The organism is Dyella sp. NPDC103356, from assembly GCF_055584465.1.
In genome coordinates this window covers 101369-126243 of the sequence record NZ_JBVJLZ010000012.1, presented here as the reverse complement: position 1 = coordinate 126243, position 24875 = coordinate 101369, and the positions used below count along the sequence as shown (strand labels likewise).

22 protein-coding genes, 4 tRNA genes and 1 riboswitch are annotated in these 24875 nt (G+C 61.4%); of the genes, 6 read left to right on the top strand and 20 right to left on the bottom strand.

Features of this window, described 5'->3' with window-relative positions:
- The 7 genes from ACZ6WW_RS21835 to pdxR form a co-directional block, all read right to left on the bottom strand.
- Positions 1 to 185 (bottom strand): GTP-binding protein (locus ACZ6WW_RS21835; RefSeq protein ID WP_465276058.1); only part of this gene is annotated, 185 nt, incomplete at its 3' end.
- Positions 186 to 256: 71 nt separating this feature from the next.
- Positions 257 to 332 (bottom strand) — tRNA-Thr (locus tag ACZ6WW_RS21830).
- 26 nt (positions 333 to 358) lie between these two features.
- Positions 359 to 432, bottom strand: a tRNA-Gly gene (locus ACZ6WW_RS21825).
- 31 nt (positions 433 to 463) lie between these two features.
- A tRNA-Tyr gene (locus ACZ6WW_RS21820) sits at positions 464 to 549 on the bottom strand.
- Between the two features lie 104 nt (positions 550 to 653).
- Entirely contained in the window at positions 654 to 1142 is a 489-nt protein-coding gene (locus ACZ6WW_RS21815) for an acyl-CoA thioesterase (protein WP_465276057.1), read from the bottom strand.
- A 140-nt stretch (positions 1143 to 1282) separates the two neighbouring features.
- Positions 1283 to 3568 carry a 5-methyltetrahydropteroyltriglutamate--homocysteine S-methyltransferase gene (metE, locus tag ACZ6WW_RS21810; RefSeq protein WP_465276056.1) on the bottom strand — a complete coding sequence of 762 codons (2286 nt, stop codon included), beginning with the start codon at positions 3566 to 3568 and terminating at the stop codon, positions 1283 to 1285.
- Positions 3569 to 3785: 217 nt separating this feature from the next.
- Positions 3786 to 4035, bottom strand: a riboswitch (cobalamin riboswitch).
- Complete coding sequence (gene pdxR / locus ACZ6WW_RS21805; RefSeq protein WP_465276055.1) at positions 4032 to 5486, bottom strand: MocR-like pyridoxine biosynthesis transcription factor PdxR; 1455 nt, start codon at positions 5484 to 5486, stop codon at positions 4032 to 4034. It overlaps the preceding riboswitch by 4 nt.
- A gap of 99 nt (positions 5487 to 5585) precedes the next feature.
- Here pdxR and ACZ6WW_RS21800 point away from each other — a divergent pair, with 99 nt between their 5' ends.
- Positions 5586 to 6245 carry a GNAT family N-acetyltransferase gene (locus ACZ6WW_RS21800; RefSeq protein WP_465276054.1) on the top strand — a complete coding sequence of 220 codons (660 nt, stop codon included), beginning with the start codon at positions 5586 to 5588 and terminating at the stop codon, positions 6243 to 6245.
- On the opposite strand, the gene ACZ6WW_RS21795 is transcribed toward ACZ6WW_RS21800, so the two are convergent.
- The 5 genes from ACZ6WW_RS21795 to ACZ6WW_RS21775 form a co-directional block, all read right to left on the bottom strand.
- On the bottom strand, positions 6242 to 6688 hold the full coding sequence (locus ACZ6WW_RS21795; protein WP_465276053.1) for a GNAT family N-acetyltransferase: 447 nt from the start codon (positions 6686 to 6688) through the stop codon (positions 6242 to 6244). The two genes, ACZ6WW_RS21800 and ACZ6WW_RS21795, sit on opposite strands and share 4 nt — an antisense overlap.
- 69 nt (positions 6689 to 6757) lie before the next feature.
- Positions 6758 to 7342, bottom strand: coding sequence for a hypothetical protein (locus ACZ6WW_RS21790; RefSeq protein ID WP_465276052.1), 585 nt, complete (start codon positions 7340 to 7342; stop codon positions 6758 to 6760).
- Between the two features lie 216 nt (positions 7343 to 7558).
- Positions 7559 to 8080, bottom strand: a complete 522-nt coding sequence (locus ACZ6WW_RS21785; RefSeq protein ID WP_465276051.1) for a DUF4189 domain-containing protein — start codon at positions 8078 to 8080, stop codon at positions 7559 to 7561.
- Positions 8081 to 8111: 31 nt separating this feature from the next.
- Positions 8112 to 9203, bottom strand: coding sequence for a TrbL/VirB6 family protein (locus ACZ6WW_RS21780; RefSeq protein WP_465276050.1), 1092 nt, complete (start codon positions 9201 to 9203; stop codon positions 8112 to 8114).
- Positions 9204 to 9299: 96 nt separating this feature from the next.
- Positions 9300 to 10064 carry a hypothetical protein gene (locus tag ACZ6WW_RS21775; RefSeq protein ID WP_465276049.1) on the bottom strand — a complete coding sequence of 255 codons (765 nt, stop codon included), beginning with the start codon at positions 10062 to 10064 and terminating at the stop codon, positions 9300 to 9302.
- 907 nt (positions 10065 to 10971) lie between these two features.
- Between ACZ6WW_RS21775 and ACZ6WW_RS21770 the strand changes: the two genes are divergently transcribed.
- A complete protein-coding gene (locus ACZ6WW_RS21770; protein ID WP_465276048.1) occupies positions 10972 to 11298 on the top strand; it encodes a hypothetical protein in 327 nt (108 codons plus the stop codon).
- 102 nt (positions 11299 to 11400) lie between these two features.
- Here the strand turns inward: ACZ6WW_RS21770 and ychF are convergent, their stop codons facing one another.
- From ychF to ACZ6WW_RS21730, 8 genes are all read right to left on the bottom strand, one after another.
- Positions 11401 to 12492, bottom strand: a complete 1092-nt coding sequence (gene ychF / locus ACZ6WW_RS21765; RefSeq protein WP_281849882.1) for a redox-regulated ATPase YchF — start codon at positions 12490 to 12492, stop codon at positions 11401 to 11403.
- 150 nt (positions 12493 to 12642) lie between these two features.
- Positions 12643 to 13224: an aminoacyl-tRNA hydrolase gene (pth, locus tag ACZ6WW_RS21760; protein ID WP_465276061.1), complete on the bottom strand. Its 582-nt coding sequence runs from the start codon at positions 13222 to 13224 to the stop codon at positions 12643 to 12645.
- Between the two features lie 59 nt (positions 13225 to 13283).
- Positions 13284 to 13940 (bottom strand): 50S ribosomal protein L25/general stress protein Ctc, encoded by a 657-nt coding sequence (locus ACZ6WW_RS21755; RefSeq protein WP_465276047.1) that lies wholly within the window; start codon positions 13938 to 13940, stop codon positions 13284 to 13286.
- A gap of 101 nt (positions 13941 to 14041) precedes the next feature.
- Complete coding sequence (locus tag ACZ6WW_RS21750; RefSeq protein ID WP_465276060.1) at positions 14042 to 14980, bottom strand: ribose-phosphate diphosphokinase; 939 nt, start codon at positions 14978 to 14980, stop codon at positions 14042 to 14044.
- A 57-nt stretch (positions 14981 to 15037) separates the two neighbouring features.
- Positions 15038 to 15114 (bottom strand) — tRNA-Gln (locus tag ACZ6WW_RS21745).
- Between the two features lie 69 nt (positions 15115 to 15183).
- Positions 15184 to 16563: a 4-(cytidine 5'-diphospho)-2-C-methyl-D-erythritol kinase gene (gene ispE, locus ACZ6WW_RS21740; RefSeq protein ID WP_465276046.1), complete on the bottom strand. Its 1380-nt coding sequence runs from the start codon at positions 16561 to 16563 to the stop codon at positions 15184 to 15186.
- A gap of 327 nt (positions 16564 to 16890) precedes the next feature.
- Positions 16891 to 17502: a lipoprotein insertase outer membrane protein LolB gene (gene lolB / locus ACZ6WW_RS21735; protein WP_465276045.1), complete on the bottom strand. Its 612-nt coding sequence runs from the start codon at positions 17500 to 17502 to the stop codon at positions 16891 to 16893.
- On the bottom strand, positions 17499 to 19154 hold the full coding sequence (locus ACZ6WW_RS21730) for a tetratricopeptide repeat protein (RefSeq protein WP_465276044.1): 1656 nt from the start codon (positions 19152 to 19154) through the stop codon (positions 17499 to 17501). The genes lolB and ACZ6WW_RS21730 overlap by 4 nt, the downstream gene beginning before the upstream one ends.
- A 190-nt stretch (positions 19155 to 19344) precedes the next feature.
- Between ACZ6WW_RS21730 and hemA the strand changes: the two genes are divergently transcribed.
- The 4 genes from hemA to ppk2 all read left to right on the top strand — a co-directional run bounded on the left by hemA (position 19345) and on the right by ppk2 (position 24758).
- Positions 19345 to 20622, top strand: coding sequence for a glutamyl-tRNA reductase (hemA, locus tag ACZ6WW_RS21725; RefSeq protein WP_281849889.1), 1278 nt, complete (start codon positions 19345 to 19347; stop codon positions 20620 to 20622).
- A gap of 64 nt (positions 20623 to 20686) precedes the next feature.
- Positions 20687 to 21763: a peptide chain release factor 1 gene (gene prfA, locus ACZ6WW_RS21720; RefSeq protein ID WP_465276043.1), complete on the top strand. Its 1077-nt coding sequence runs from the start codon at positions 20687 to 20689 to the stop codon at positions 21761 to 21763.
- A gap of 107 nt (positions 21764 to 21870) precedes the next feature.
- Complete coding sequence (locus tag ACZ6WW_RS21715) at positions 21871 to 23979, top strand: O-linked N-acetylglucosamine transferase, SPINDLY family protein (RefSeq protein WP_465276042.1); 2109 nt, start codon at positions 21871 to 21873, stop codon at positions 23977 to 23979.
- Positions 23976 to 24758, top strand: coding sequence for a polyphosphate kinase 2 (ppk2, locus tag ACZ6WW_RS21710; protein WP_465276041.1), 783 nt, complete (start codon positions 23976 to 23978; stop codon positions 24756 to 24758). Before ACZ6WW_RS21715 ends, ppk2 begins: the two co-directional genes overlap by 4 nt.
- Positions 24759 to 24875: the final 117 nt, after the last annotated feature.

Below are 24875 nucleotides of genomic sequence, written 5' to 3'. Positions count from 1 at the left end.
GTGATGCCGCGCGCCTTCTCTTCCGGCGCCGCGTCAATCGCGTCATATGCCTTGAATTCACCACCAAAACGCTCCGCACCGACCTTCGTCAGCGCCGCAGTCAGCGTCGTCTTGCCGTGGTCGACGTGGCCAATCGTGCCTACGTTGACGTGCGGCTTGCTGCGCTCGAATTTACCCTTTGCCATACGTGCCAAACCCCGATGGAGTCAAAAATTTGAGAAACAAAAAAGTCGATACCCGCTGTCGACCGAGGAGGTGGTGCTCATAACAGGAATCGAACCTGTGACCTCTTCCTTACCAAGGAAGTGCTCTACCGACTGAGCTACATGAGCACAAAACACACTCGAGACGAGATCAATGGAGCGGGAGACGGGAATCGAACCCGCACCATCAGCTTGGAAGGCTGAGGTTCTACCATTGAACTACTCCCGCCTGATCTAGATCAGCAAACGCGGAACTCGTCTGGTGGAGGGAGGTGGATTCGAACCACCGAAGGCGTAAGCCAGCAGATTTACAGTCTGCCCCCGTTGGCCGCTTGGGTATCCCTCCAACAAAGAACGGCTATTGTGTGGATGACGGCCGAAACTGTCAACACCTTCACGCGAGAAAAACGCGACTTCTGGCGAATTTCTTGCAGTGTACCGTGGTTGACATCAGGTCAGCGTATCGGCACGCGCATCGACCAATTGCTCCATCTCCTTGGACAGTTCCAGCAGGCGCCGCGCCTGCTCCTGCAGCCTCAATTCCGCCTCGTTGTGCGGTTCCCAGGCAGGTACGGGAGTAGGCTTGCCGTCCGGGCTGTCCAGCGCGACGAATACCATCACGCAGCTGGTCGCCAGTCGCTGTTCGCCCTTGCGCAGGTCCTGCGCCAGCACATCGACCGCCATATGCATGCTGGAGCGGCCGGTATAGATCAGGCGGGCCTTCACGGTCACCAGGTCGCCGATCAGGATCGGCGCCACGAACTGGATGCCACTGATGGACGCGGTGACGCAATAGGCCCCGCTCCAGGCCACCGCACAGGCGTAGCCGGCCTGGTCGATCCACTTCATCACCATGCCGCCGTGCACCTTGCCGCCGAAATTGACGTCGGTGGGCTGGGCGAGAAAGCGGAAATTCACTTCGTGTTGCTGACCTGGCATGAGGGCTCCGGCTGGGCATGAATCGAACGCGGCGCATGATCCGCCCCGCCCTCGCCTGCCGCAAGTTATTTCTCGACGGCTATCGACCGCGCCGGCAAGCATGCGCGCCCATCCGGGCGGGCGCGCATGACATCACCGGCTTATGCGGCAACCGCCTGACGCATCGCACGCGCCGCTTTCACCATCGCCACCAGGGCCGACCGGGTTTCCGGCCAGCCGCGCGTCTTCAGGCCGCAGTCGGGATTGACCCAGAGCTGTTCCGACTTCAGCACCGCGCCCGCCTTTTCCAGCAGCGAAATCATTTCCTCCGCATCGGGTATACGCGGCGAGTGGATATCGTAGACACCCGGGCCGATCTCGTTCGGATAGCGGAATTTGACGAACGCATCGAGCAACTCCATTCGCGAACGCGAGGTTTCGATCGAGATCACATCGGCATCCATGGCGGCCACCGCATCGATAATGTCGTTGAATTCCGAGTAACACATATGCGTGTGAATCTGCGTCCGGTCGGCCACGCTCGAGGCCGTGATACGGAAGCATTCGACCGCCCAGTCCAGATAACCCTGCCAATCGGCCCGACGCAACGGCAACCCCTCGCGCAAGGCGGGCTCATCAATCTGGATCACGCCGATTCCCGCGCTTTCCAGATCGAGCACCTCGTCGCGCAAGGCCAGTGCGATCTGGCGACACGTCGCCGCGCGCGGCTGATCGTCACGCACGAACGACCACTGCAGCACGGTCACCGGACCGGTCAACATGCCCTTCATTGGCCTGGACGTCAGCGATTGCGCATAACTGGACCACTTCACCGTCATCGCGCGCGGGCGATGCACATCGCCGAAAATAATCGGCGGCTTGACGCAACGCGAGCCGTAGCTCTGCACCCAGCCCAACTTGGTGAAAGCGAAGCCATCCAGTTGCTCGCCGAAGTACTCCACCATGTCATTGCGTTCGAACTCACCATGCACGAGTACGTCGATGCCAATCTCTTCCTGGAAACGCACGCATTTTTCGGTTTCAGCGGCAATGAACGCATCGTAGTCGGCATCCGAAAACTTGCCCGACTTGTTTCGAGCACGCGCGTCGCGCACTTCGTGGGTTTGTGGAAACGAACCGATGGTGGTCGTGGGATACAGCGGCAATCCCAGCTTCGCTTGCTGCAGCCGACGCCGCTCGTCGTAGGAAGACGAGCGGCGGGAGGCGCCAGCATCCAGTAACGCGATACGTGCCCCCACCTCGGGCCGATGCACCTTGTCCGATCGACGGCGGCTGGCAAGGCTTTCGCGCGCCTGCTTCAGCGCAGTGTGCGCGGATGGCCGGTCGGCAAGGGCATCGGCCAAGGTGCGCAATTCGCCGATCTTTTCCCGGGCAAATGCCAACCACCCGTGCAGATCGCCGGGCAACGCCGTCTCCACCGATGCATCGAACGGCACATGCAGCAGCGAACAAGACGGCGCGATATGCAGACGCGCATCGCCAATACGCTCTTTCGCACGGCGCGCCAACGCCAGCGCGTGATCGAGATCCGCGCGCCACACATTGCGTCCATCCACCAAGCCGAGCGAAAGCACACGCGAAACGGGCAGCGAATCGAGCACCGCATCGAGCTGCCCGGGTGCGCGTACCAGATCGACATGCACGCCGGCGACCGGCAGTTTGTTCACCAGGGCAAGATTGGCGCCCAGCTCGCCGAAATACGTGGTCAACATCAGCTTGGGACCATCGACGTCAGCCAGCGCCGTATAGGCCTTCAAATAGGCCGCATGATCGTCCGCATCCTGATCGAGCACCAGGCAAGGCTCGTCGATCTGCACCCATTCGGCACCCGCGGCATCCAGTTGTCGTAACAGGCGGATGTAGGCCGGCAACAACTGCCCGAGCAAGGCGAGACGATCGCTACCGTCGACCGTTTTCGACAGCAATAGAAAACTGACCGGCCCCAACAGCACCGGCCGCGCATTGAAACCCAATGCCTTGGCCTCGAGGAATTCGGCGACCGGCTTGTCGCCGCGCAAGCGAAAGGTCTGGCCCTTTTTCAGTTCGGGCACCAGGTAGTGGTAGTTGGTATCGAACCACTTGGTCATTTCCAGCGCATGCAGATCGTGGCCGCCGCTCTGGGTACCGCGCGCCAGCGCGAAATAGCCGGCCAGCGGGTCGGCGTCGGCCAGCGCGCGATAGCGCTCGGGAATGGCATCGAACAAAAAGGCGGTATCGAGCACCTGGTCGTACAGCGAAAAATCGTTGCACGGCACGACGTCGGCACCAGCGTCGCGCTGCAGTTGCCAATGCCTGCGACGGAGTTGGGCCGCCGAATCCAGCAGTTGCCGTGATGTCGAGTCGCCCCGCCAGAACGCTTCCAGCGCGTGTTTGAGCTCGCGCTTTGCGCCGATACGGGGAAAACCCAGGTTGGAAAGAGTAGCCATAAGCGATGTGTCCTCGATTCGTGTTGAATGAGGAACGAAGGAATCGCGCAACGACACCGCAGCCTTGGGGCCACGACGCAGGCACACGAGCGACCTTCGCCCCCTCGGGCGAACCGAAACCCACGCGAGGACGTACGGGAGCCAAGCGCCGCAGCCATGCGCCGCGACGACCAGGCTCCGGCCAACCTCCCCGCGGAGGTTCCAGGTCAGGCAGGGGATGGATTCCCTGGCCGAGGCAGGTCTTCGGGCTCGTGGACATGAGGCACGGGGATGCCTCGCCTAGTGTTCGCCGCTTCCCGGCCCCCGAAGGGCCAGTGCTCATGGCGAAGGTCGTTTCCACACACCGCTGCGGGGCAGCGCCGGAATTGGCCCGGGAAGAAAACCCTCCAAGGCCGTACCGGCTTCCCTTTTAAATCCATCTCTTTATCTTAATAGAGAGATGGATACCGTCGGCGAGTGGAAATTACGCCTGCGGCGATGCGCCGTCAAGCAAGGGCACGACGATGTTCCTGATACGGCCGGCCAGGCGCTCGACGTCCTCGGTCACCACCTGGGCAATCCCGAACAACAAGCCGGGCTTGGATCGCCCGAGATAGAACGACGACATCGGCCGCATCGCGAAGCCTTGCGCGTTGAGCGCTAGTGCGATGGCACGATCATCGACGCACTCATCGTGAAACCATGTCGCCAGTTGCAAGCCGCCGGTACCGACACCGATCCGCAATATCTCCCCGAGATGATGCTGCAACGCGTCCACCGTCGCCGCCATGCGCGACGCGTAAAGGGCATTCATCTGCCGCAGGTGCGCACGGAAACGCCCTTCGCCGATGAAGTCCGCCAATGCCGCCTGCACGTGGATGGGAACGACCGCGCTGCGCAAAAGCTGAAGCTCCGTGGCCGCCGACAACAACGATGGTGGCACGACGGCATATGCCACACGCAGCCCTGGAGCAAGCGTCTTGGAGAACGTGCCCAGGTAGGCGACAACCCCATGGCGATCGATGCCCTGCAGCGAGGCGATGGGACGCGATCCGTACTGAAATTCGCTGTCGTAGTCGTCCTCTATCACCACCGCGCCATGCGTTTTCGCCGTCGCCAGAAGTGCCATGCGCCGCGAAAGGCTCATGGTCATGCCCGTGGGGTATTGGTGCGATGGCGTGACATAGATGAGGCGCGGCGGCGGTCCTTCGATCGCGCCCAGATCGATGCCTTCGCTATCGCATCGCGCAGGCACCAGCGTTGCGCCAGCCGCACTCAACAACGCTTTGGCGGTGGGGTAACCAGGGTCTTCCACCCAGGCAACCTTGCTGACCGCATCGCCCTTGCTCAACACGAGCGAGCTCAACAGATCGATCGCCGCGCGTGTCGACGGCACGATCAGCAACTGCTCCGGCCGTGCCACGACGCCACGTGTCGCGCCGATGTGATCGAGAATCGCCGTACGCAACGCACCCAGACCGGAGGCTTCACCGTAGCCGAGGTCGTGAATGCGCAGCGACCGCGCTCTTGCGCCAAGGCAGCGAGCCCAGGCGGCATGCGGAAAACGAGAGAGATCAGGAATGGCCGGTGCAAACCATTTGCCTGCGACCGCCGGCTCCGCCGCCAGCGGCAATTCCACGGCGCGCTTCTGGCCTCGCTCTTGAAAAGGCGCCTGAGCCATCGCGGAGACGCGACAGGCCGATCCCGCCGAGGCTCGCAGGTAGCCCTCATTCTTCAGCCGCTCGTACGCATTGACCACCGTGGAACGGGCAACGCTGAGCGCTCCAGCCAGGCTGCGCGTCGATGGCAGCCGCTGACCCGGCGACAACTGGCCCTGCAAGACCCGCTCGCGAACCAACCGATAGATCTGGCCTTCGAGATCACCCGAAGCTTTGTCCAGCGGCGGCCAGGCGGCCGATGGCGTCGTGATATCGATCAACTGGACTGACCAAAAATAGCAAAGTGGTAGTTTACGGCAGTCCTGTTGAGCCAAGAAGATGCTGGCGTGCAAAGTTCATCACTGCCCGCCAGGAGCTCCATGAATCTCTCCGCTTGGAAGGGCGTGCCACGCCCGGAACGCATCACGCTGGAAGGTCGTTACGCGCGTCTCGAACCGTTGGACATAGCCCGACATGGACAGGACCTGCTGGCGTCGGCACAGGCACCGGGCGCGGACCAGCGCTTCCATTATCTTTTCGATACCCCGCCCGCCGACATGACGGCGTTCATGCCGTGGCTGGAAAAGAGCAGCACATCGGTCGACCCGCTATTTTTCGCCGTGATCGATCAGCAGACGGGCAAAGCGGAAGGTCGCCAGGCACTGATGCGCATCGACCCGACGCATGGCGTGATCGAAGTCGGACACGTACTGTGGGGCCCGGCCATTGCACGCAGCCGCATCACCACCGAGGCGCTTTACCTGCACGCTCGCTACGTCTTCGAGACGCTCGGCTATCGCCGCTTCGAATGGAAATGCGACAACGCCAACGAACCTTCGCGCCGAGCCGCGCAACGGTTCGGCTTCGAATTCGAAGGTATCTTCCGTCAGCACGTCGTGGTCAAAGGGCGCAACCGCGATACCGCGTGGTTTTCCATGCTCGACCGCGACTGGCCCCGACTGAAGGCCGTTTACGAGACGTGGCTGGCGTCTGAAAATTTCGATGAAACCGGGCAACAGAATGCTCCGCTGCGCTTCTAGGAAATCACCCGTGCAAGACTCATGTGCAACAAAGGAAATGCCTTGCCCGTGCCATCCAACGGTGAACTTCCGACAACGCCAAACCCCGCGTGCCGGTAGAAATCGACGGCCTGCGTATTCTGTTCGTTGACATCCACACGCGTGGCGCCAAGGTTGTCGATCGCATGAACAAGCAAGGCCTTGCCTACGCCCTGCCCACGCGCCTCGGCAGCGACAAACAACATCTCGATCTGATCGCCGCCAACCGCGATAAAGCCGGCAATCTGACCTGCTTTCATCACGAAACAATGCACCGACAAGGTCGGCAAGTAGGTGAGCACCAGCGGTCGATAGAAATCAATGTCCGCTTCGGTCAGAAAGTCATGCGTTGCGCGCACCGAACTTTCCCAGATAGGCACCAGCGTGGCGAAATCCGCCGATGTTGCGGGGCGTATGGCATTCATCGTTCGATGATACACATCAAGTGCAATAGTTGGCGAACAGGACCAACCCAGCGCTCCGCTCACGTACCGCTAGACACTTTGGACAACCGCCGCTGGCGCGTGCCCGCTCGTCGCCATAGTCATGGCCAGTTCGCTATAGGTACGGATATTGAACCATTGCATGCCCAACAACAGGATGTAAGGCACGAACAGCAGGCCCAACTCCGGCACCCGAATCATCAAATCCATCACCAAGGGAAGGCACAGCGTCGAGATCGCAAGCAGCCAAGTCGATAGTGCAAGCGATGTTGCTCTACGCAACGAGTGGTGCAGCGATTGCGCATAGGCATCCGACACGCCTTTCCAGCGCCTGACCCAATAACGCCTGACTTTATAGGTGAAAGACGAGCCCGTTATGGCGACAGCCAGTTCCAGCAGGGCTACCGCAGCAGTTATCCATTTGGACAACTGCAGCAATCCGTTGCTACCGAGTCTGGAACCCAGCACGGTGACCGGCGCAGCCAACAGCAACAAGAGAAAAGCGTACGCGGCTTCATTCTTGACGCGCAGCGCCAAACCCAGCCAATTGGTTTTCTGAATCATCCAATGCACCGCGACCTCCTCGCACCAGTACGCCAATCGCGACTGCACCCCCAAGGCAGCGTTATGGTTCATTTTCGCGGCTTATCGAGTCCATAACCGTGAACCCGGTTACCGATCCACCATGAGCCATGGCCTCAGCCACATCGCCAGACGGCGACGACAAGGCCATTAATAACCAAGAAAACCGGCATGTCATACCGGCTCGCCTTACCTGAGGCGCGTTGTCATCACAGCATCGGCATCAAGGGATGAACCAGAACCGCAGCTTTGCGAACTCTTTGACGTCGGTTATCGAACCCGCTGAGCAGAACTGCAAGCCGAGTAGTAGACATGACAATTGGTTGTTCCGGAGTCAGTGCACGTTTTCATGGCCACCTTAACGGCTTCACCCGTGGTGGGAGCACTCCACACATTGAAACTCGCGTCCCCGGCAATCACCACACCACACGCATTTCGGAATCGCGTGTCGACCTTGCAGTTCGCACCACCTCTCGAACGGCAGTCCGCGAGAGCAGCACCCTCCGCATTGTCTTTTGTCGCCAGATCGTTGGCGACGCCAATGCTTCCTTGCTTCGCGTCCGACGCAATGGCGCCCCAGCGGTCGACCCACTGGACCTCAGGCACGGAGGGCCGGCCTTGCTGTTGTCCCTGGCCATATCCAGGTATGGGCGCGCATCCCTGGGGGGCGCCCGTGCTGGGGTCGCCTCCGATCGGGTAGTAGCCTTCCGGGCAGTTACCTTCGGCATGCACTGCCCTGTTAAAAAACAAGGACAAGCCCAGAAGCAATAACAGGATACCCAGTGACTTCATGGTTGGATCTCTTAAGTTGAACTGTACTGGCTCAGCGACTGACTGGCGGCGCCACTGTTTTGATCGCATCGGCCTGAGGAGTATAGGTATTCCCAGCCACGCGTCCCGCCTGGCTCCCACCCGTACTCGTGTCGCTCGCGGGGCTCGAAGCCTGAGCCGGAAGCCCAGCCCCCCTTCCACCGCCGCCGTACTGTCCAGGCGCTTGACCCTGCGGACCCAATCGATTGGAGCCGCCACCGAACTGCGAATAGGCCATGAAGTTGCCGACGGTGTCGCCAAAGAATCGCGCGGCCATCGGCGGCACGGAGATGACCAGTACCGTAAGCAAAAGCCCAATGCCGCCTTGCTGCAGCGCCTGACTGCTGAAACCCTCAGCACCTTGCCCGGTCAAGGCATTGATGGCACTGGACGCCCATAGTGCAGCAGCCACGTTTTCGGTGAGCTTCAGCACGATCCCAGTGACCACGCAGAGCATCGCGATCGAGAACAAGGTTCCGATGCCGAACATCAACCATTTTCGGAATAGATCCTTGGTTTGCTCGAAAATCAGACACAGAATAAACAGCGGCCCCAGGCCAACAAAGATGGCCATGGTGAACTGATAAAGCAGCAGCATAGCGCCCGCAGCCATGGCCGGCCCGGCCGCACCAAAGCCCGCCAGCATCTCCGCGTGGGCTTTTTGCGTGGCGGTCTCGGTATCTCCGGGTGCTATTTGCACCACATCGATGGCAGCCAGGGTCAGCTGAGTCGCCGCCATATTGCGGTCGATCTGGCTTACCGGTGAGGTACCACCGCCCACCAGGGTGCTGATCTCCGAACCCAGTGCACCGTTCGCCGAAAGGTACGTCTGCAGATCGGCGCCTGCGACGCCCATGGTGGTCGCCGCGGTAACAATCAAAACAATGCGTGCCATGTCTACGACCATACCCATCATCGGTCGCTGAGACTGCCCGGTCACCATGCGAAAACCCTGGATCATGATCCACAGGGTCACCAAGGCGAGCGCAATGCCGCTTACCCAGACCATCATGTTTGCAACAGTTTTCGCTTGAAACTGTGCAATCTGATCTTGCAGATAGTTGTATACCAATACGAAGTAAACGTAATCGCCCAGGTTACTCATTACAACTGCCCCAATTCTAGTTGTGGAACGGTGCGCCCTAAGCTAACCCGCGCGATCCGTCGCTACTTCGCCACTTGGCTATCTAAAGATTCGACACTAGTTGACCGTGAATGCAGCCTTCAACGCCGCAGCCTGCACCAGATTGCCCAGGACGGTGTTGCTACCCCTCAGCGCCACATGGGACAGGACCTGCTGCTGCTGTTCGAGCGCCTTGATAAGCTCGTCATCAGCCTTTATCGCGGTCTGCCAGTCCTGCATGGTCTTCAAGATCGTGCCGTTGAAGGTCGTCGATTGCTCCATGGCAGCGGAGATGTCGCCAGGTTGCTGGTACATGGCAGCCAGCTGGTTGAGCTTCTGCGCCGTTGCAGCGTAACCCTGCATCTGATTCACCACGTCCACGGTTCGATTGTATTCATCAATCTCGACCAAGGTGATATTGGCGCAAATACTGGCCTGCCCGGCAAGAATCTTGTCGCCCAAATTGATACCCGTAAGTGAGCTGATCATTCCGGTGAGTCCGGGCGCACCCGGGCAATTCTGCTGGATCAGCGAATTGGCATCAGTGATCTTCGTGAGCTGGGTCGGCGTCATCGTGATGCTGCTGCCGAGCCCCTCTACCGTCATCAGCGTGGAGGTGTATTGCTGAACCTGCTGAATGTACTGATCGACCTGCTTTAACCACTGCAGGTTTTGCGTCGCATTTGCCGTTGAGCTGTTGCCTTCAACAAGCGGATCGCTAACGATCACCTGCGCGTGGACGCTTCCGACAAACAGCAGGCAAACGAAACAGAAAGCACGCACCAGCCCGGCTTTGCTCGAGATGGCAGCAACCCGTTCCAAGTAGGATGAAGAAATACCCATGGTGTTCTCCTAATGCCGAAGTTCTTGTTGCGGTCGCTTAGTGTCTGACTGGCGCATTACAAAACGTGGTGGTTCGACCTGGCCCAGGGCATCGGTCACGCCTGCATAGCTATTGAGCGCGCGCCATCGGCGTCTCGCGTTCAGTCATAGCTGCGCCAAGCATGTTTGAGTCCAACGATGTAAGCCCCTGGTCGCGCTCGTTTCACGCATGACTGGATCGGGTAGGACCCCGTCCCCTCCCCCGTAACCTAGCCTTTCGCTTAATAGTTAAGCACGGATTTACACGGCTTGGCTAGCGCACCGATATGACGGAGTCAACCGGTCATCGGCGCGACATGCGGATGGCGCGGGTATCTCTATCGTCAAACTCGAACGCCTAAAACGCCTGAATTTTACGGCGCATGAAGGACTCGTCCTAGAGGGGAAAAGCGCCCCAACTTGTAGGAATCGACCTACATAACGACATACGTTTAAAACAACAAAATGATGTCCTTGCCATATCCGTTATTTGCATCACAAAGACGTCACTTACCCCTTTACTTGATTCCACAGCCGGTACTATTCTGCCGCCGTTATTGAGCTGACTGTTCGTAAGTTGGCTAACCACGCCCCGTCTAGAGGGCTACGTGGGTTTAGGGGATTCAAGTCGGTTAATTACAGGAATCGAGGCGTTCAAGCGCCACGGGCAATCAGGAGGGAATTCTGTGCCGATCACTCTTGCGTGACTTTAAGCGAAGTCGTTTGGATATCGTGAAAAACCTTTGTGGATAAAGGGTTTCGGGACCCGCTCAGGGATGTCAGTCAAAGCGACGCACCTGGCAAGGTTCAATAACCCCTCCCTGAGGCATATGGACCAAGGTTCCCTACTGCTGGGCACCTCATCACCCGACACGTCGGAGGCATTCCTTTGAAACTGCGTACTCTACTCAGCACTCTGGCCATTGGCCTGGTCGCCAGCCTGACGACCACTCCCGCCATCGCCCAGATGGTCCCATGTGACAGCTATATGTGCATGGCCGGCATGGCAGGATTTGGCGCGACCGGCGGCCCAGGCTGTGCCGGCTACACCCAGGCCTTTTTCAGCATCATCATTTACGACGAGGAAGGCATCGACTTTCCGGCCACGGCACTGGCGCGCCAGACGTACCTGATGACCTGCCCCGGCGCGATGGAGCCGACCAATGCCGGCATTCTGGAAGCCATCATTGGCGAGTACGGCATGGTGATCGAATAATTTCGGCCGAACTGCAAGACCGTTCGCGACTCGAATAAACGCTTGATACAAAGTGCGATATATCACTGAGGGTGATATATCGCACTTTCTGTATTTATTGACTCAAACGTTGAACAGGAAGTGCAGTACATCGCCTTCCTTGACGATGTATTCCTTGCCTTCCTTACGCAGCCTGCCGGCTGCTGCTGCACCCGACTCACCCTTGTACTGGATGAAGTCGTCGTAGCCGATGGTTTCGGCGCGAATAAAGCCCTTCTCGAAATCGGTATGGATGACGCCTGCGGCCTGCGGTGCGGTGGATCCGGCCTTGACCGTCCAGGCGCGCACTTCCTTCACGCCCGCGGTGAAATAGGTCTGCAGCCCAAGCAGCTTGTAGCCCGCACGAATCACTCGATTCAGACCCGGCTCTTCCAGGCCATAGCTGGCCAGCATCTCGTCACGGTCCGCGTCGTCGAGTTGCGAAAGCTCCTCTTCGATCGCAGCGCATACCGGCACCACCTCAGCACCTTCGGCTGCAGCACGCGCGCGCACGGCATCGAGATGCGGGTTGTTTTCGAAGCCGTCCTCGCGCACGTTGGCGATGTACATCAGCGGCTTGAGCGTCAGCAGGAAGAGATCGCGCACCAGCGCTTTTTCTTCATCGTCCAGACCCAGGCTGCGGGCGGACTTGCCTTCATTGAGGCCCGTGGCGAGCTTCTGCAGCACCGGCTTCTTTGCCACCGCATCCTTGTCGTTTGCCTTGGCCGCGCGCTCGGCGCGATTGAGTGCTTTCTCGACCGAATCCAGGTCCGCCAGCGCAAGCTCGGTATCGATGGTTTCGATATCGGCGATCGGGTCGACCTTGCCGGCAACGTGCACGATGTCGGTGTGTTCGAAGCAGCGCACCACATGCGCGATCGCATCGACTTCGCGGATATGCGCCAGGAACTTGTTGCCTAGCCCCTCACCCTTGGACGCCCCGGCAACCAGGCCGGCGATGTCGACGAATTCGACCGCGGTGGGGATCAACTTCTGCGGCTTGACGATCTCGGCCAGCGCATTCAGGCGCGGATCGGGCACCGGCACCACGCCGACATTCGGTTCGATGGTGCAAAACGGGAAGTTCGCCGCGGCAATACCGGCCTTGGTCAGTGCATTGAACAGAGTGGACTTGCCGACGTTAGGCAGGCCGACGATGCCGCATTTGATGCCCATGTTTGATTCCGTGAAGTCGGCGGCTATGCCGCCTGTAAAGGGTAAAGAGTAAAGAGGAAAAGCCAACTAGGCGAGCTTTCGCTTTGGACTTTCCTCTTCACTCTTTTCAGCGCCGCAGGCGCGGCCTTACAGCAAGCATAGCGAGCGGCTTTACTGCTTAGGCGTATGCAACTGCTGCATGGCCTTGTCGAATTGGCCGATCGCCGCCAGCGGCAACACATCGATGGCCCGGCCGATGCCATCCAGCATCGCGTCCTCGTCGCTCGCCGAAGGCCGCCCCAGCACCCAGGACGTGACCTTGTCCTTGTGACCCGGATGACCGATACCAACGCGCAGACGATGGAACTTGGCGTGGCCGAGATGGGTGACGATGTCGCGCAGGCCGTTCTGGCCGCCATGGCCGCCATCGAACTTCAAGCGCACGGTGCCGGGATCGAGGTCGAGCTCGTCGTGTGCCACCAGGCACTCTTCGGGTTCGATCTTGTAATAGCGCAACGCCGATGCCACGGCGATGCCGCTTTTATTCATGAAGGTGGCGGGCTTGAGCAGCCAGATGGCTTCGCCGCCGATGCGGACCTTGCAGGTCTCGCCATGCAGCTTGCCGTCGAAGCCGAAGCGCTCGCCCTGCCCCGATGCCAGGGCATCAACAAACCAGAACCCGGCATTGTGCCGGGTTCTGAGATATTCGGTACCGGGATTGCCCAGCCCGACGATAAGACGGAGACCCGCCATGGCGAGCGAAGCAGACACGCAACCAGCCCGACCTCAGAGCGAGGTCGGGCCAGCGTGTCTTACTTCTTGGCGTCCTTGTTGGCGTCCGCAGCCGGAGCGTCGGCAGCGCCTTCAGCCGGAGCGGCATCGACTTCTTCCTGCACCGAGTAAGCGGTGACGACAGCGATGTCGTGGTCGGCGCCCAGCGCGAGAGCCGGGATTTCGACATTGGCAGGCAGCTTGAGCTGCGACAGATGGATGATGTCGCCTTCCTTCAGGGAGCTCAGGTCGAGTTCGATGAACTCCGGCAGGTTCTTGGGCAGGCAGGAGACTTCGACTTCCGTCAGGTTGTGCGAGATCACCACACCGGCGGTCTTGCCGGCTTCCGACTTTTCCTGGTTCAGGAAGTGCAGCGGAACGTTGACGCGGATGGCCTCGTTCTCGTTGATGCGCAGGAAATCCATGTGCAGCATCTGCAGCTTGAACGGATGCTTCTGCCAGTCGCGCACCAGCACCTTCTGCACCTTGCCGTCGACGTTCAGGTCGAGCACCGAGGAGAAGAACCACTCGTGCTTGGCGGCGAGCAGGATGGTGTTGTGCTCGATCTGGATGCTTTCGGCGGGCTGACCCGCACCGTAAACGACGGCAGGCACGTAGCTCGCACGACGCAGGCGGCGGCTCGCACCTTTCCCCTCGTCCTTGCGGCTTTCGGCCTTGATTTCATGAATTGTAGCCATGGTGGCATTACCTACTTCAGTAGTGATCCGCCTCGCGGCGGTTTGGGTGACTCCCCCGCGACCAGAGGAGTCAGGTTGGCGTGAAGGCTGCCCTTCGCGCCTTAATCGATGTAAAGCGAACTCACCGACTCGCCAAAGGCGATGCGGCGGATCGTTTCCGCCAGCAGCTCGGCGACCGAGAGCTGACGAATCTTGCTGCATGCCGCGGCATCAGCGCGCAGCGGCAAGGTGTTGGTGACGATCAGCTGGTCGAGTTGCGAACCCTCGATGTTGCTGATGGCCGCACCCGACAACACCGGGTGCACGCAGTAGGCAACCACCTTGCGCGCGCCGCGCTCTTTCAGAGCGGCAGCCGCAGCGCACAGCGTGCCGGCGGTATCGACGATGTCGTCGACCAGGACGCAGGTCTTGCCGTCCACGTCGCCGATGATGTTCATCACCGTGGCCACGTTCGCCTTCGGGCGACGCTTGTCGATGATCGCCAGATCGGCATCGTCCAGACGCTTGGCCAGCGCGCGTGCGCGCACCACGCCGCCGACGTCCGGACTGACCACGATCAGGTTGTCCATACTGTGGTTACGCCAGATGTCCGCCAACAACAGCGGCGAGGCATAGACGTTATCCACCGGGATATCGAAAAAGCCCTGGATCTGGTCCGCATGCAGATCGACGGTGAGCACACGATCCACGCCCACGGTGCCGATCATCTTGGCGACCATCTTGGCGGTGATCGGCACGCGCGCCGAACGCGGGCGACGATCCTGGCGGGCATAGCCGAAATACGGCATCACCGCCGTGACACTGGCGGCCGACGCCCGCTTGAGCGCATCGACCAGGGTCAACAGCTCGAACAGGTTCTCCGCGCTCGGCGCGCCGGTCGGCTGCAGCACGAACACTTCCTGCCGGCGAACATTTTCCTCGATCTCGATCTGCGTTTCGCCATCGCTGAAACGACCGATCAAGGCCTTGCCGAGCGGAACGCCCAGGCGTTGTGCGACATCTTCGGCCAGCTTGCGGTGCGCATTGCCGGTGAAGAGCATCGGGGAGGACGTATCCACGGTCACTTCCTTAAAAAAACTTACAGCCATTCGGTTGGATGGCTGGGGCGGCAGGATTCGAACCTGCGCATGCGGGAATCAAAATCCCGTGCCTTAACCAGCTTGGCGACGCCCCAGTGTTTCTCTATCCACAACCTGCGCCGGTAACCGCCGTAACGATCACCCACGCTTGTCTACCTGGTTTTTCAGGCCTGGCCGCCATGGCGGACCAGAGCCTCGTGTAACGGCGAAACATCCACCCCCGCGGCTACCCGCGCAGTAAATGTCGCCGGACATGCTTCGGCGATGACTTCCGCTGCGTCGCGCGAGCGCGTTTCGACAAAAACGCAGGCGCCACTACCGGAAAGCCTGGGCCGACCGTAGCTCTTGAGCCATTTCATCGCCGCGGCCACCTTGGGATGGCGCGCGATGACTACCGGCTCGAAAGCGTTTTCGGTCGTTTCGCCCGAAGCAAAGGATGAAATTGTCGCCCGAGCGGCATTTCGTGTCAATTCAGAAGCTTGAAAAAGTGCCGCGGTGGGCACCTGTTCATGGGGGTCGAGCACCACGTACCAACGGTTGGGGAGCTTTATCGGCTCCAGCTTTTCGCCGATCCCTTCGGCCCAGGCCGAGCGACCGCGCACGAAGACCGGCACGTCGGCTCCGAGCGTGCGCCCCAACTCGGCCAGCTCCGCCGGCTTCAGCCCGCAACCCCAGAGGTGGTTGAGCGCGACCAGCACGGTGGCCGCGTCGGAACTACCCCCACCCAGCCCGCCACCCATCGGAATGCGCTTTTCCACTTCGATATCGACGCCGGCCGTGGCGCCCGTGTGGGCCTGCAATGCCAAGGCCGCTCGCACGATCAGGTCGCTTTGGGCAGGTACCTCGGGAATATCGGTCAGCCGCAGCACCTGCCCATCGGGGCGGACGCGCAGGCGCAGCTCGTCACCCCAGTCGAGCAGGCGGAAAACGGTCTGCAGCTCGTGATAGCCATCCTCGCGCCGCCCCAGGATGCGCAGGAACAGGTTGACCTTGGCCGGTGCCGGCCAGACGGTCCATTCATCCGCGGCGGGCCGGTCGAACGTGCGGCTCATGAAGACGCGCAGGCTCTCGGGAAAGCCGTTCTCACGGTCGCGATCCAGGGCAAAAGCGAATTCAGGTGCGTATTTGTCGACTTCGACAAAGCCATGGCGACCGTAGAACGGCGCATTCCAGGGCACGTCGCGCAGGGTGCCCAGGTCGATCTTTCGGTAACCGGCGGCACGCGCCCAATCGCAAGCGTGCTCCAGCAGGGCCGCGCCAATGCCGCGGCGACCCCAGGTCGGCAGCACGTCGATCTCGGCAATGCCGATACTGTCGCCACCCTCTTCCACGTCCAGGCAGACGAAACCGACCAACTCCTCGGCGTCGCTGATGGCTACCCAGACCAGGCCACGCGCAATGGCGTCACCCAGGATGTCCGGCGGCAGTTCGATCGCCGAGTACGCCGGCCACGCGGCGTGTCCGCGGAACATTTCGACGGCACTGCGCTCGATGGCGCAGAGGGTGCCGACTTGGGAAGGTTGAGCGCGCTCGATGCGGAACATTTTTTCTTGTGGGATCGGCCACTGCGCGGCCTTGGGAACGGTGAACAGTAAACAGGAAGTGCCGGATAGGCCAGCTTTATCGGAAACTTCGAAAAGCCAGAGCTTTCTTGCAGGCACGGCTTCAGCCGCGACCCACGGTTACGTAACGACCTGTCGACGCTGAAGGAAATCCAAAAGGCATCTCCTACCCGTCGTCCCGGCGAACGCCGGGACCCAGCGCCTTACGCCGCAACATACCGAAGACGCTGGGCCCCGGCGTTCGCCGGGGCGACGATGAAAAGTGAGGTTATTCGAGGCTCCCTAAAGATTGGGCGCTTCAAGCTCCCGTCACTGCCCCAGCTGCCAGCTCTCGATGGAAAGCTTCACCTTGAACGGCGCCTTGTCCGCGAACACCTTCTTCGGCAACGCCGGCTGACGGGTCGTGTCCCATTCGCGGTAGTCGACATTCCAGCCGTCCTGCTGCAACAGCGACGGCAGGCGGTCCTGGCCGAAGCTCAGTTCGGCCGGCCCGCCATCGGCACGCAGGCCAAGCACCCAGGCCCGCAGCTCGCGCAACGGCACTTCCCAGCCCAGCGCCCGGCGCAGCAACGCTTCGGCATCCGGGCCGTTGATCGGACCGCCATCCATGCCTTCGAGCAAGGCCGCGTCCGGGCTACCCGTCAAACGAAAGCTCTTGCCGAAGGGGCCACGGATGGTGAACACGTAGTGCTGGCCATCCTGCACCCAGGTGATGTCGCCACTGCCGCTGGTCTTGCTATCGGAGACGGCGATGCGGCCTTCCAGCGTCCAATGATCCGTACCGGCCAGCGCCTGCTCGCGTGTCTGCTGCTCGTTGAGCATGCCGGCGTCGCCGGGCGTGCGTACGACGGCCTTGGGCACGCAGGCAGCCAGCAGCAGCGACAACAGCGCGGCTGCGCCCAGACGTTGGATCGACCTCATGGATTCAGACGCTTCAAGGTGTCGTGCAGGCTGGTGTTCTGCGGGTCGATCTTGCGCACCTCGTCAAACACTCGCCGCGCGTCCTCCTGCTTGCCCTGGCGCCACAACACCTCGCCAAGATGCACGCCGACGTCGGCGTCCTTATGGCTTTGCCAGGCGCTGTTCAAGGCTTTTTCGGCCTGATCGAGATGGCCCAGACGGTACTGCACCCAGCCCCAGGAATCGGTGACCGCCGGATCGTTGGGCTTGGCCGTGCGCGCGGTCTGGATCAGTTGCTCGGCCTCGGGCAGATCGCGATTGGCATCCGCCAGCGTGAAACCCAGCGCATTGCTCGCATCGGCGTCGCCGGGCTTGATCTGCAGCAGGCGGCGCAGATCGTCGATCGCCTGATCGGTCTGGCCGCCCGAGGCATACGCAAGACCCCTGCCGTAGAGCAGCCCCGGATCGTCCGGCGCAATCTGCAGGGCACGGCTGTAGGCCGCCTCCGCCTTGGCATATTGCTGCTCGCGCATGTACAGCTCGGCATCGACCTCGTAGGCACGACGCAGCTGCGCCGGCTGGTCGAGGTAATCGGTCTGCATTTCCTCCAACTGCGCGTGGGCTTCGGCCGAGCGTCCCAACTCAAGCAGCAGCACGGCGCTGCGCAAGTCGGCGTCGAAGGCGTGTTCGTCGTCATCCGGGACCTGGCCATACCACTTCAGCGCGTCGTCCTTCTGCCCCTGCATTTCGGCCAGCTGGCCAAGCAGATAGGCGCTGTCGTTGCGAACGTCGTCGGGCGAATGCTGTAGCTGATTGTAAAGACGACTGAGCGTGCGGGTGTCGTTGGCATGCGCCGCCAGAGCGGCACGCAGCTGAAACGTATCGGCGTTCTGCGGACCGTTGTCGAGCAGCTTGCCGGCGCTGGCGTAATCGCCGTTCTGCCCCAGCAGACTCGCATAGGCCAGGCGCAGGCGGATGTTCTTGGGCGCCTTGGCGATCGCCTTCTGGAACATCGCCTGGGCGCCCTTGCGATCGCCGGCCTTGTACTTGAGCTGTGCGGCCCATGCATAGGCGTCGGCGTTTTCGAAGCGTTTTACCGCCGCATCGGCAATCTGCTGTGCGTATGCCGTACGGCCCAGGCGGTCACCCAGCTCGCTCATGGCCAGCCACGCCTGCGCATCGCCAGCGGGCAGGCGCTGCGGGGTTGCCAGGGTCTCCAGCAGATTCGACGATTGCGCCGGATCGCGCCCGCCGACCAGCACACGGCCGAACTGGCGCCAGGCATCGATGTCGCCCGAGCTGGTGAGAATCTCGAGCTGACGCCGCGCCTCGGCGGTATCGCCCTGCCCCAACGCCAGTTGGGCCCGCGCCTGGGCCAGCTCGGCCGGCTTGGCGCCCAAGGCCTGCCAGCGAGCGATCGCACGCTGGGCGGCGGCATCGTCACGGATGGCGATGGCCATCCCGGCCGCCTGCTCGGCGACATGAGGGTCGTCCGAGAGCAGCATGGCCCGGTCGTAGGCCGCCGATGCGTCCTTGAGATCGGTACGCGTCAGTGCCATCTCACCCACCATGAGCTGCGCGAGCAGATCATGATCGGCATCGGGCGTCGCCACGACCAGATGGTCCAGGGGCTGACTGGACGCCGTCCGGCTTGGGCCCGTGCGATTGGGCATTGCAGTACAACCCACCAGGGCCAACACTATGACGCTCGCCCCAAAATGCCGCAGTTGCTTGAACTTGGCCGACCTGCTCAGCACACTATTCTCCGTTGGACCTTCTATTCCGGTCAGTTCGACGTCCGGACCGGGACATCAAGCCTAGTTTACGCCGCCCGGTACCCGTCGCAGCCACTTATTTCATGCCATGACGCTGATCGCCCTAGGGCTCAACCACCTCACCGCGCCGGTCAGCCTGCGCGAGCAGGTGGCGTTCGATTCGGACGCCGCGGGCAAGGCGTTGCATGACCTGCGTCAGCAGCCGGGCGTGGAAGAGGCGATGATCCTCTCCACCTGCAATCGCACCGAACTTTACGTCAGCGTCAAGGCCGGGGCGGAGAGCGCACCGCAGGTGTGGTTGAGTCAGCATCATCAGCTGACCCCGGGCAAGCTCGACGAGTTCCTTTACCGGCATGACGAGGACGACGCGGTCCGCCATATGTTCCGCGTCGCCACCGGACTGGACTCGATGGTGCTGGGCGAACCGCAAATTCTTGGGCAGGTGAAGGACGCGTATCAAATGGCGCGCGACGCCCAGTCGCTGGGCGCGCCGATGGATCGCCTGCTGCAGCACACCTTTGCCGTAGCCAAGCGCGTGCGCACCGACACGCGCATCGGCGCACATACGGTGTCGGTCGCCTTTACCGCCGTTCGCCTGGCCGAGCAGGTATTTACCGACCTGCGACAGGCCTGCGTGCTGTTGATCGGTGCCGGCGACACGGTAGAGCTGGCGGCCCGTCACCTGGTCGACAAGCAGGTGCGTCGGCTGATCGTCGCCAATCGCACGCTGGAAAACGCGCAGGAGCTGGCCGGCCGCCACGGCGGTTATGCCATTGCACTGCAGGATCTGCCGCAGCACCTGGCCGAGGCCGACATCGTCATTTCCTCCACCGCCTCGCGTGTTCCGGTGGTAACGCGTGCCATGGTCGAAAAAGCCATCAAGGCTCGCCGGCACAAGCCCGTTTTCATGGTCGACATCGCCGTACCGCGCGACATAGAGGAAGGCGTCGGCAAACTCGACGACGTCTATCTCTATGGTATCGACGACCTGAAACAGGTGATCGACGACAACCGTCGCTCGCGTGAAGCCGCCGCGCGCGAGGCCGATGCGATCATCGACCTGCAGGTCGAACGCTATATGGCCTGGCGCCGCGCATTGAACGTGCGCAACCCGGCCATGGACATGCGCCAGCATGCGGAAACCTATCGTGACGAAGTGCTGGCCAAGGCGCAGGCGATGCTGGCACGCGGACGTCCGCCGGAGGAAGCGCTCACTTTCCTCGCCAATACGCTGACCAACAAATTGCTGCATCATCCCAGTGCGCGCCTGCGCGAAGCCGCATTGAATGGCGACATGGACCTGCTGCATGCCGCGGGGCGGCTGTACGGCCTGAACGACACACCAGAAGCGAGTACCGAGGAGTGAGAAACGAGAAAGAACTGCCGATCCACTTTCTCGCCTCTTACCCCCTCCCTCTCGCTGCTGCCCCATGACGCCATCCATTCGCCGCAAACTCGAAGCCCTTGCCGAACGCCACGAAGAAGTCGGGCTGTTACTAAGCCAGCCGGATGTGCTGGGCGACAACACACGCTTTCGCGAGCTCTCGCGCGAGTACGCACAGTTGGAGCCGGTGACCGCGTCGCTGCGCGAACACGACCAGGCCGAGCGCGAACTTTCCGATGCGCGTTCCATGCTGGACGATCCCGATATGCGCGAAATGGCGGTTGAGGATATCGATCGCCTCGAACAGCGCCTGGTCGAACTCGATAGCGAACTGCAGATCCTCTTGTTGCCGAAAGATCCGCGCGACGAAGCAAATCTGTTCCTCGAAGTGCGTGCAGGCACCGGCGGCGACGAGGCGGCGATCTTCGCCGGCGATTTGTTTCGCATGTACGCGCGTTACGCCGAACGCCGCCGCTGGCACGTGGAAATCCTGAGCGAACACCCCGGCGAGCACGGCGGTTACAAGGAAATCGTCGCGCGCGTCGAAGGCGCAGGCGCGTATTCCAAGCTGAAGTTCGAATCGGGCACGCATCGCGTGCAGCGCGTACCGGAAACCGAATCGCAGGGGCGTATCCATACCTCGGCGGCGACAGTAGCGATCCTGCCCGAGCTGGACGATATCGCCGATATCGAACTGCGCGATGCCGACCTGAAAGTCGACACCTTCCGTGCATCGGGCGCGGGCGGCCAGCACGTCAACAAGACCGACTCGGCCATTCGCATTACCCATCTGCCCAGCGGCATCGTGGTGGAATGCCAGGACGAACGCAGCCAGCACAAAAACCGCGCCCGCGCGATGAGCCTGCTCAAGGCACGCCTGCTCGACGATGAGCGCAGCAAGCAGGCCGCCGCCCAGGCCGAATCGCGTCGCCTGCAAGTGGGCTCGGGCGACCGCAGCCAGCGCATCCGCACCTATAACTTCCCGCAGGGCCGTATCACCGATCACCGCATCAACCTGACCCTGTATCGCCTGCCCGAAGTGCTCCAGGGCGATATGGACGAAATGATCGATACGCTAACCCGCGAGCATCAGGCGGACGAGCTGAAAACGCTGACGGGTTAGGGGTAAAGAGTGCAGCAGTTCGCTGCCCTTGTGCCTCATTCCTGCCCTCTTGCTCCTGACGCCCCAAAAAGCTTGGCCCGGAACCCGACCTGCGCTAGCGTGCGCGCATGAACCGTACCGCATCACCTCCCGATTCCAGGCAACGAGTCGCCGACCTCATTGAGCGTGGCGCCATCGCCGAAGCCGAAATGGCCGCTGCCGAGTTGCGTGCGCAATTTCCCGGCGATGCCGAGTATGCGCGCATGCACGGGCTGGCCCTGTTTCAGCTGGGACGTAAGGAAGAAGCACTGGCTGCGCTAAAACGCGCGACCGAGCTGGCACCTGAACATGTCGACGCGTTCTGCAATCTTGCCACGGTGATGGTCGAAAGCGGTCAAGCCAATGCGGCGATCGAGCTGCTGCGCAACACCTTGAAGAAATCGCCCGGGCATCCGGGCATCCTGCTTACGCTCGGCAATGCATTGATGGCCGCGGCGCGTTACGCGCAAGCACGCGAGTCGTATGCGATGGCCACGCACGGCGCACCGGAGCACCCCGGACTGCGACTGAATCTTGCCGCGGCCGAACTGGAGCTGGGCAACACCGACCAGGCCATCAAGCACATCGAAGAAGCCCTGCATCTGGACTCGACCTTCGACGTCGCCTATGAACTGCTCGGCATGGTGTATCGCGCGCAGGGACGGCGAGCCGAAGCGGCGCAGGCTTTTCTGCATGCCGAGCAATTGTCTCCCGAGAACCCGCGTTATCCGCTGCAAGCCGGTATCGCGCTGGATGACTCTGGCCAATTGGAGGCAGCCGGTCAGGCCTATGCGCGCGCGTTGCGCCTGGATGCATCGTCAGGTCTCGCGCTGAGCCAGTTGGTGTTTACCAAGCGCCGGCTATGCGATTGGATCGACCTGGAGGAACTGAGCACCCGGCTTCATCGCGCCGTCGCCGAGCAACGCCAGGGCATCACACCTTTCCCCTTTCTGGCCGAAACGGCGACGCCAGCGGAACAGCTGCGTTGCGCAACCACGTTTGCCAAACACACGGAAACACAGATCGACCCGCTGCGACGCCAGCTGGCCTTCAGCTATCCGAGCCTGAAAGCCACCTCGGCCTGGCGCGTCGGCTTCGTCTCGAACGGATTCGGCGAACATCCGATCGGTCGGCAGATCGTGACGCTGATCGAAACCTTGCGCGGCGACGATTTGGATATCCACCTGTTTGCCACCACGCCCAGCGACGACAGCCCGATTCGTCAGCGATTGGAAGCCGCGGCCAAGGTGCACGACATCACCCGCCTGGGCGTGGCCGAAACCGCCGAACGCATCCATACGGCGGATATCGAAATCCTGTTCGATCTGCGCACCTTCGGCAGCGGTTCGAACATCGACTTGTTCGAATTGCAGCCGGCGCCGATCCAGGTCAATTGGCTGGGCTTTCCCGCCACGTCCGGTGCACCATGGATGGATTACCTGATCGCCGATACGGTGGTGCTGCCCACCCCCATGCGCAAGCATTTCAGCGAAAAGCTGATTCGTTTGCCGCGCTGCTTCATTCCCTGCGATCCCGCTGCCGATGTTGCCGACGCACCTTCGCGCTCCGCCTGCGGCCTGCCCGAACAAGGCACCGTGTTCGCCAGTTTCAACAGCAGCTACAAACTCGACCCGGCCACATTCGCGCGCTTCATGCTGATCCTGCAGCATGTGCCCGATAGCGTGCTGTGGCTGCAGACCGGCCCCGATGGCACCGACCGTCGTCTGCGCGCGGCCGCGCAGGCGCTCGATATCGCGCCCGAGCGCGTGATCTTCATGCCTAAACTACGGCACGACGACTATCTTGCGCGATATGCACATGTCGACCTGTTTCTGGACACGGCCCCGTACAACGCACAGGCTACAGCCATCGATGCCTTGCGCGCAGGCTCCCCGGTGCTGACGCTCCCCGGCGCCAGCCTGGCCGGACGTGTCGGTGCGAGCCTGCTGTTTCATGCCGGCCTGCCGGAGCTGATCGCCGAAGACGAAGACAGTTTTGTCGGCATCGCGACCGAGCTCGGTAACGATCCGGACGCTTTGAAGGTGGTGCGCCAGCATCTGCTAAAGAGCCGGGCAAAGCATCCGCTGTTCGACATCGACGCCTTCGCCGCCGATTTCCGTCGCGCGATCCAGGGCATGAGCGCACGTCACCGCATCGGCAGGCCGCCGGCGGATATCGATCTGGGAGGGTTGCTGTGAGCAAACGAGACAAGGCCTATGAAAAGGCCATGGAAGAACTGCAATTCGAGCTGGCTGGGCTGAATCGCTACCTGCGTCGCAGCGGTCAGCGGCTTGCGGTGATTTTCGAAGGTCGCGATGCCGCCGGCAAAGGCGGCACGATCAAGCGCATCACCGAAAGCATGGACACGCACAACTACCGCATCGTGGCCCTGTCCAAACCAAGCGAGGAAGAAGCCACCCAGTGGTATTTCCAGCGCTACGTACCGCACCTGCCGTCGGCCGGCGAATTCGTGCTGTTCGACCGCAGCTGGTACAACCGCGCCGTGGTCGAACCGGCGATGGGCTTTTGCAGCAAGGAACAATACGAGGCGTTTCTCGGCCAGGTACCGACCTTCGAAAAGCTGCTGACCGACGACGGCATCATCCTGATCAAGTACTGGCTCGCAGTGGATCAGGAGGAACAGGAAAAGCGCTTCAAGGATCGCGCGGAAGACCCGCTCAAGCGCTGGAAGCTTTCGCCGGTCGATATCGCCGCGCGCAAGAAATACAAGGAGATCGGCGAACTGCGCGACGTCATGATCGAGCGCACGCACGCCGCAGCGGCGCCCTGGTTCGTGGTGGACTTCAACGATCAGAAGCGCGGGCGCGTCAATCTGATCCGACACTTGCTCGAACAGGTGCCGCGACATGACGCAAAGATTCCCGAGATGAAGCTCGACAAGCTCAAGCACAAGCCTCGCCAGGAACATGTCACCGACAAGGCGCTATGGGTGCCTGATGCGTTCGGCCGGCTCTAGATCAGTCTAGAAATCTCATCTCCCCCTATCGTCATCCCTGCGCAGGCCGGGATCCAGTGACTTTGCAATCGGTTATCGCGAGAGCCAACAAGCATCTCCTCATATCGCGAAAACCGG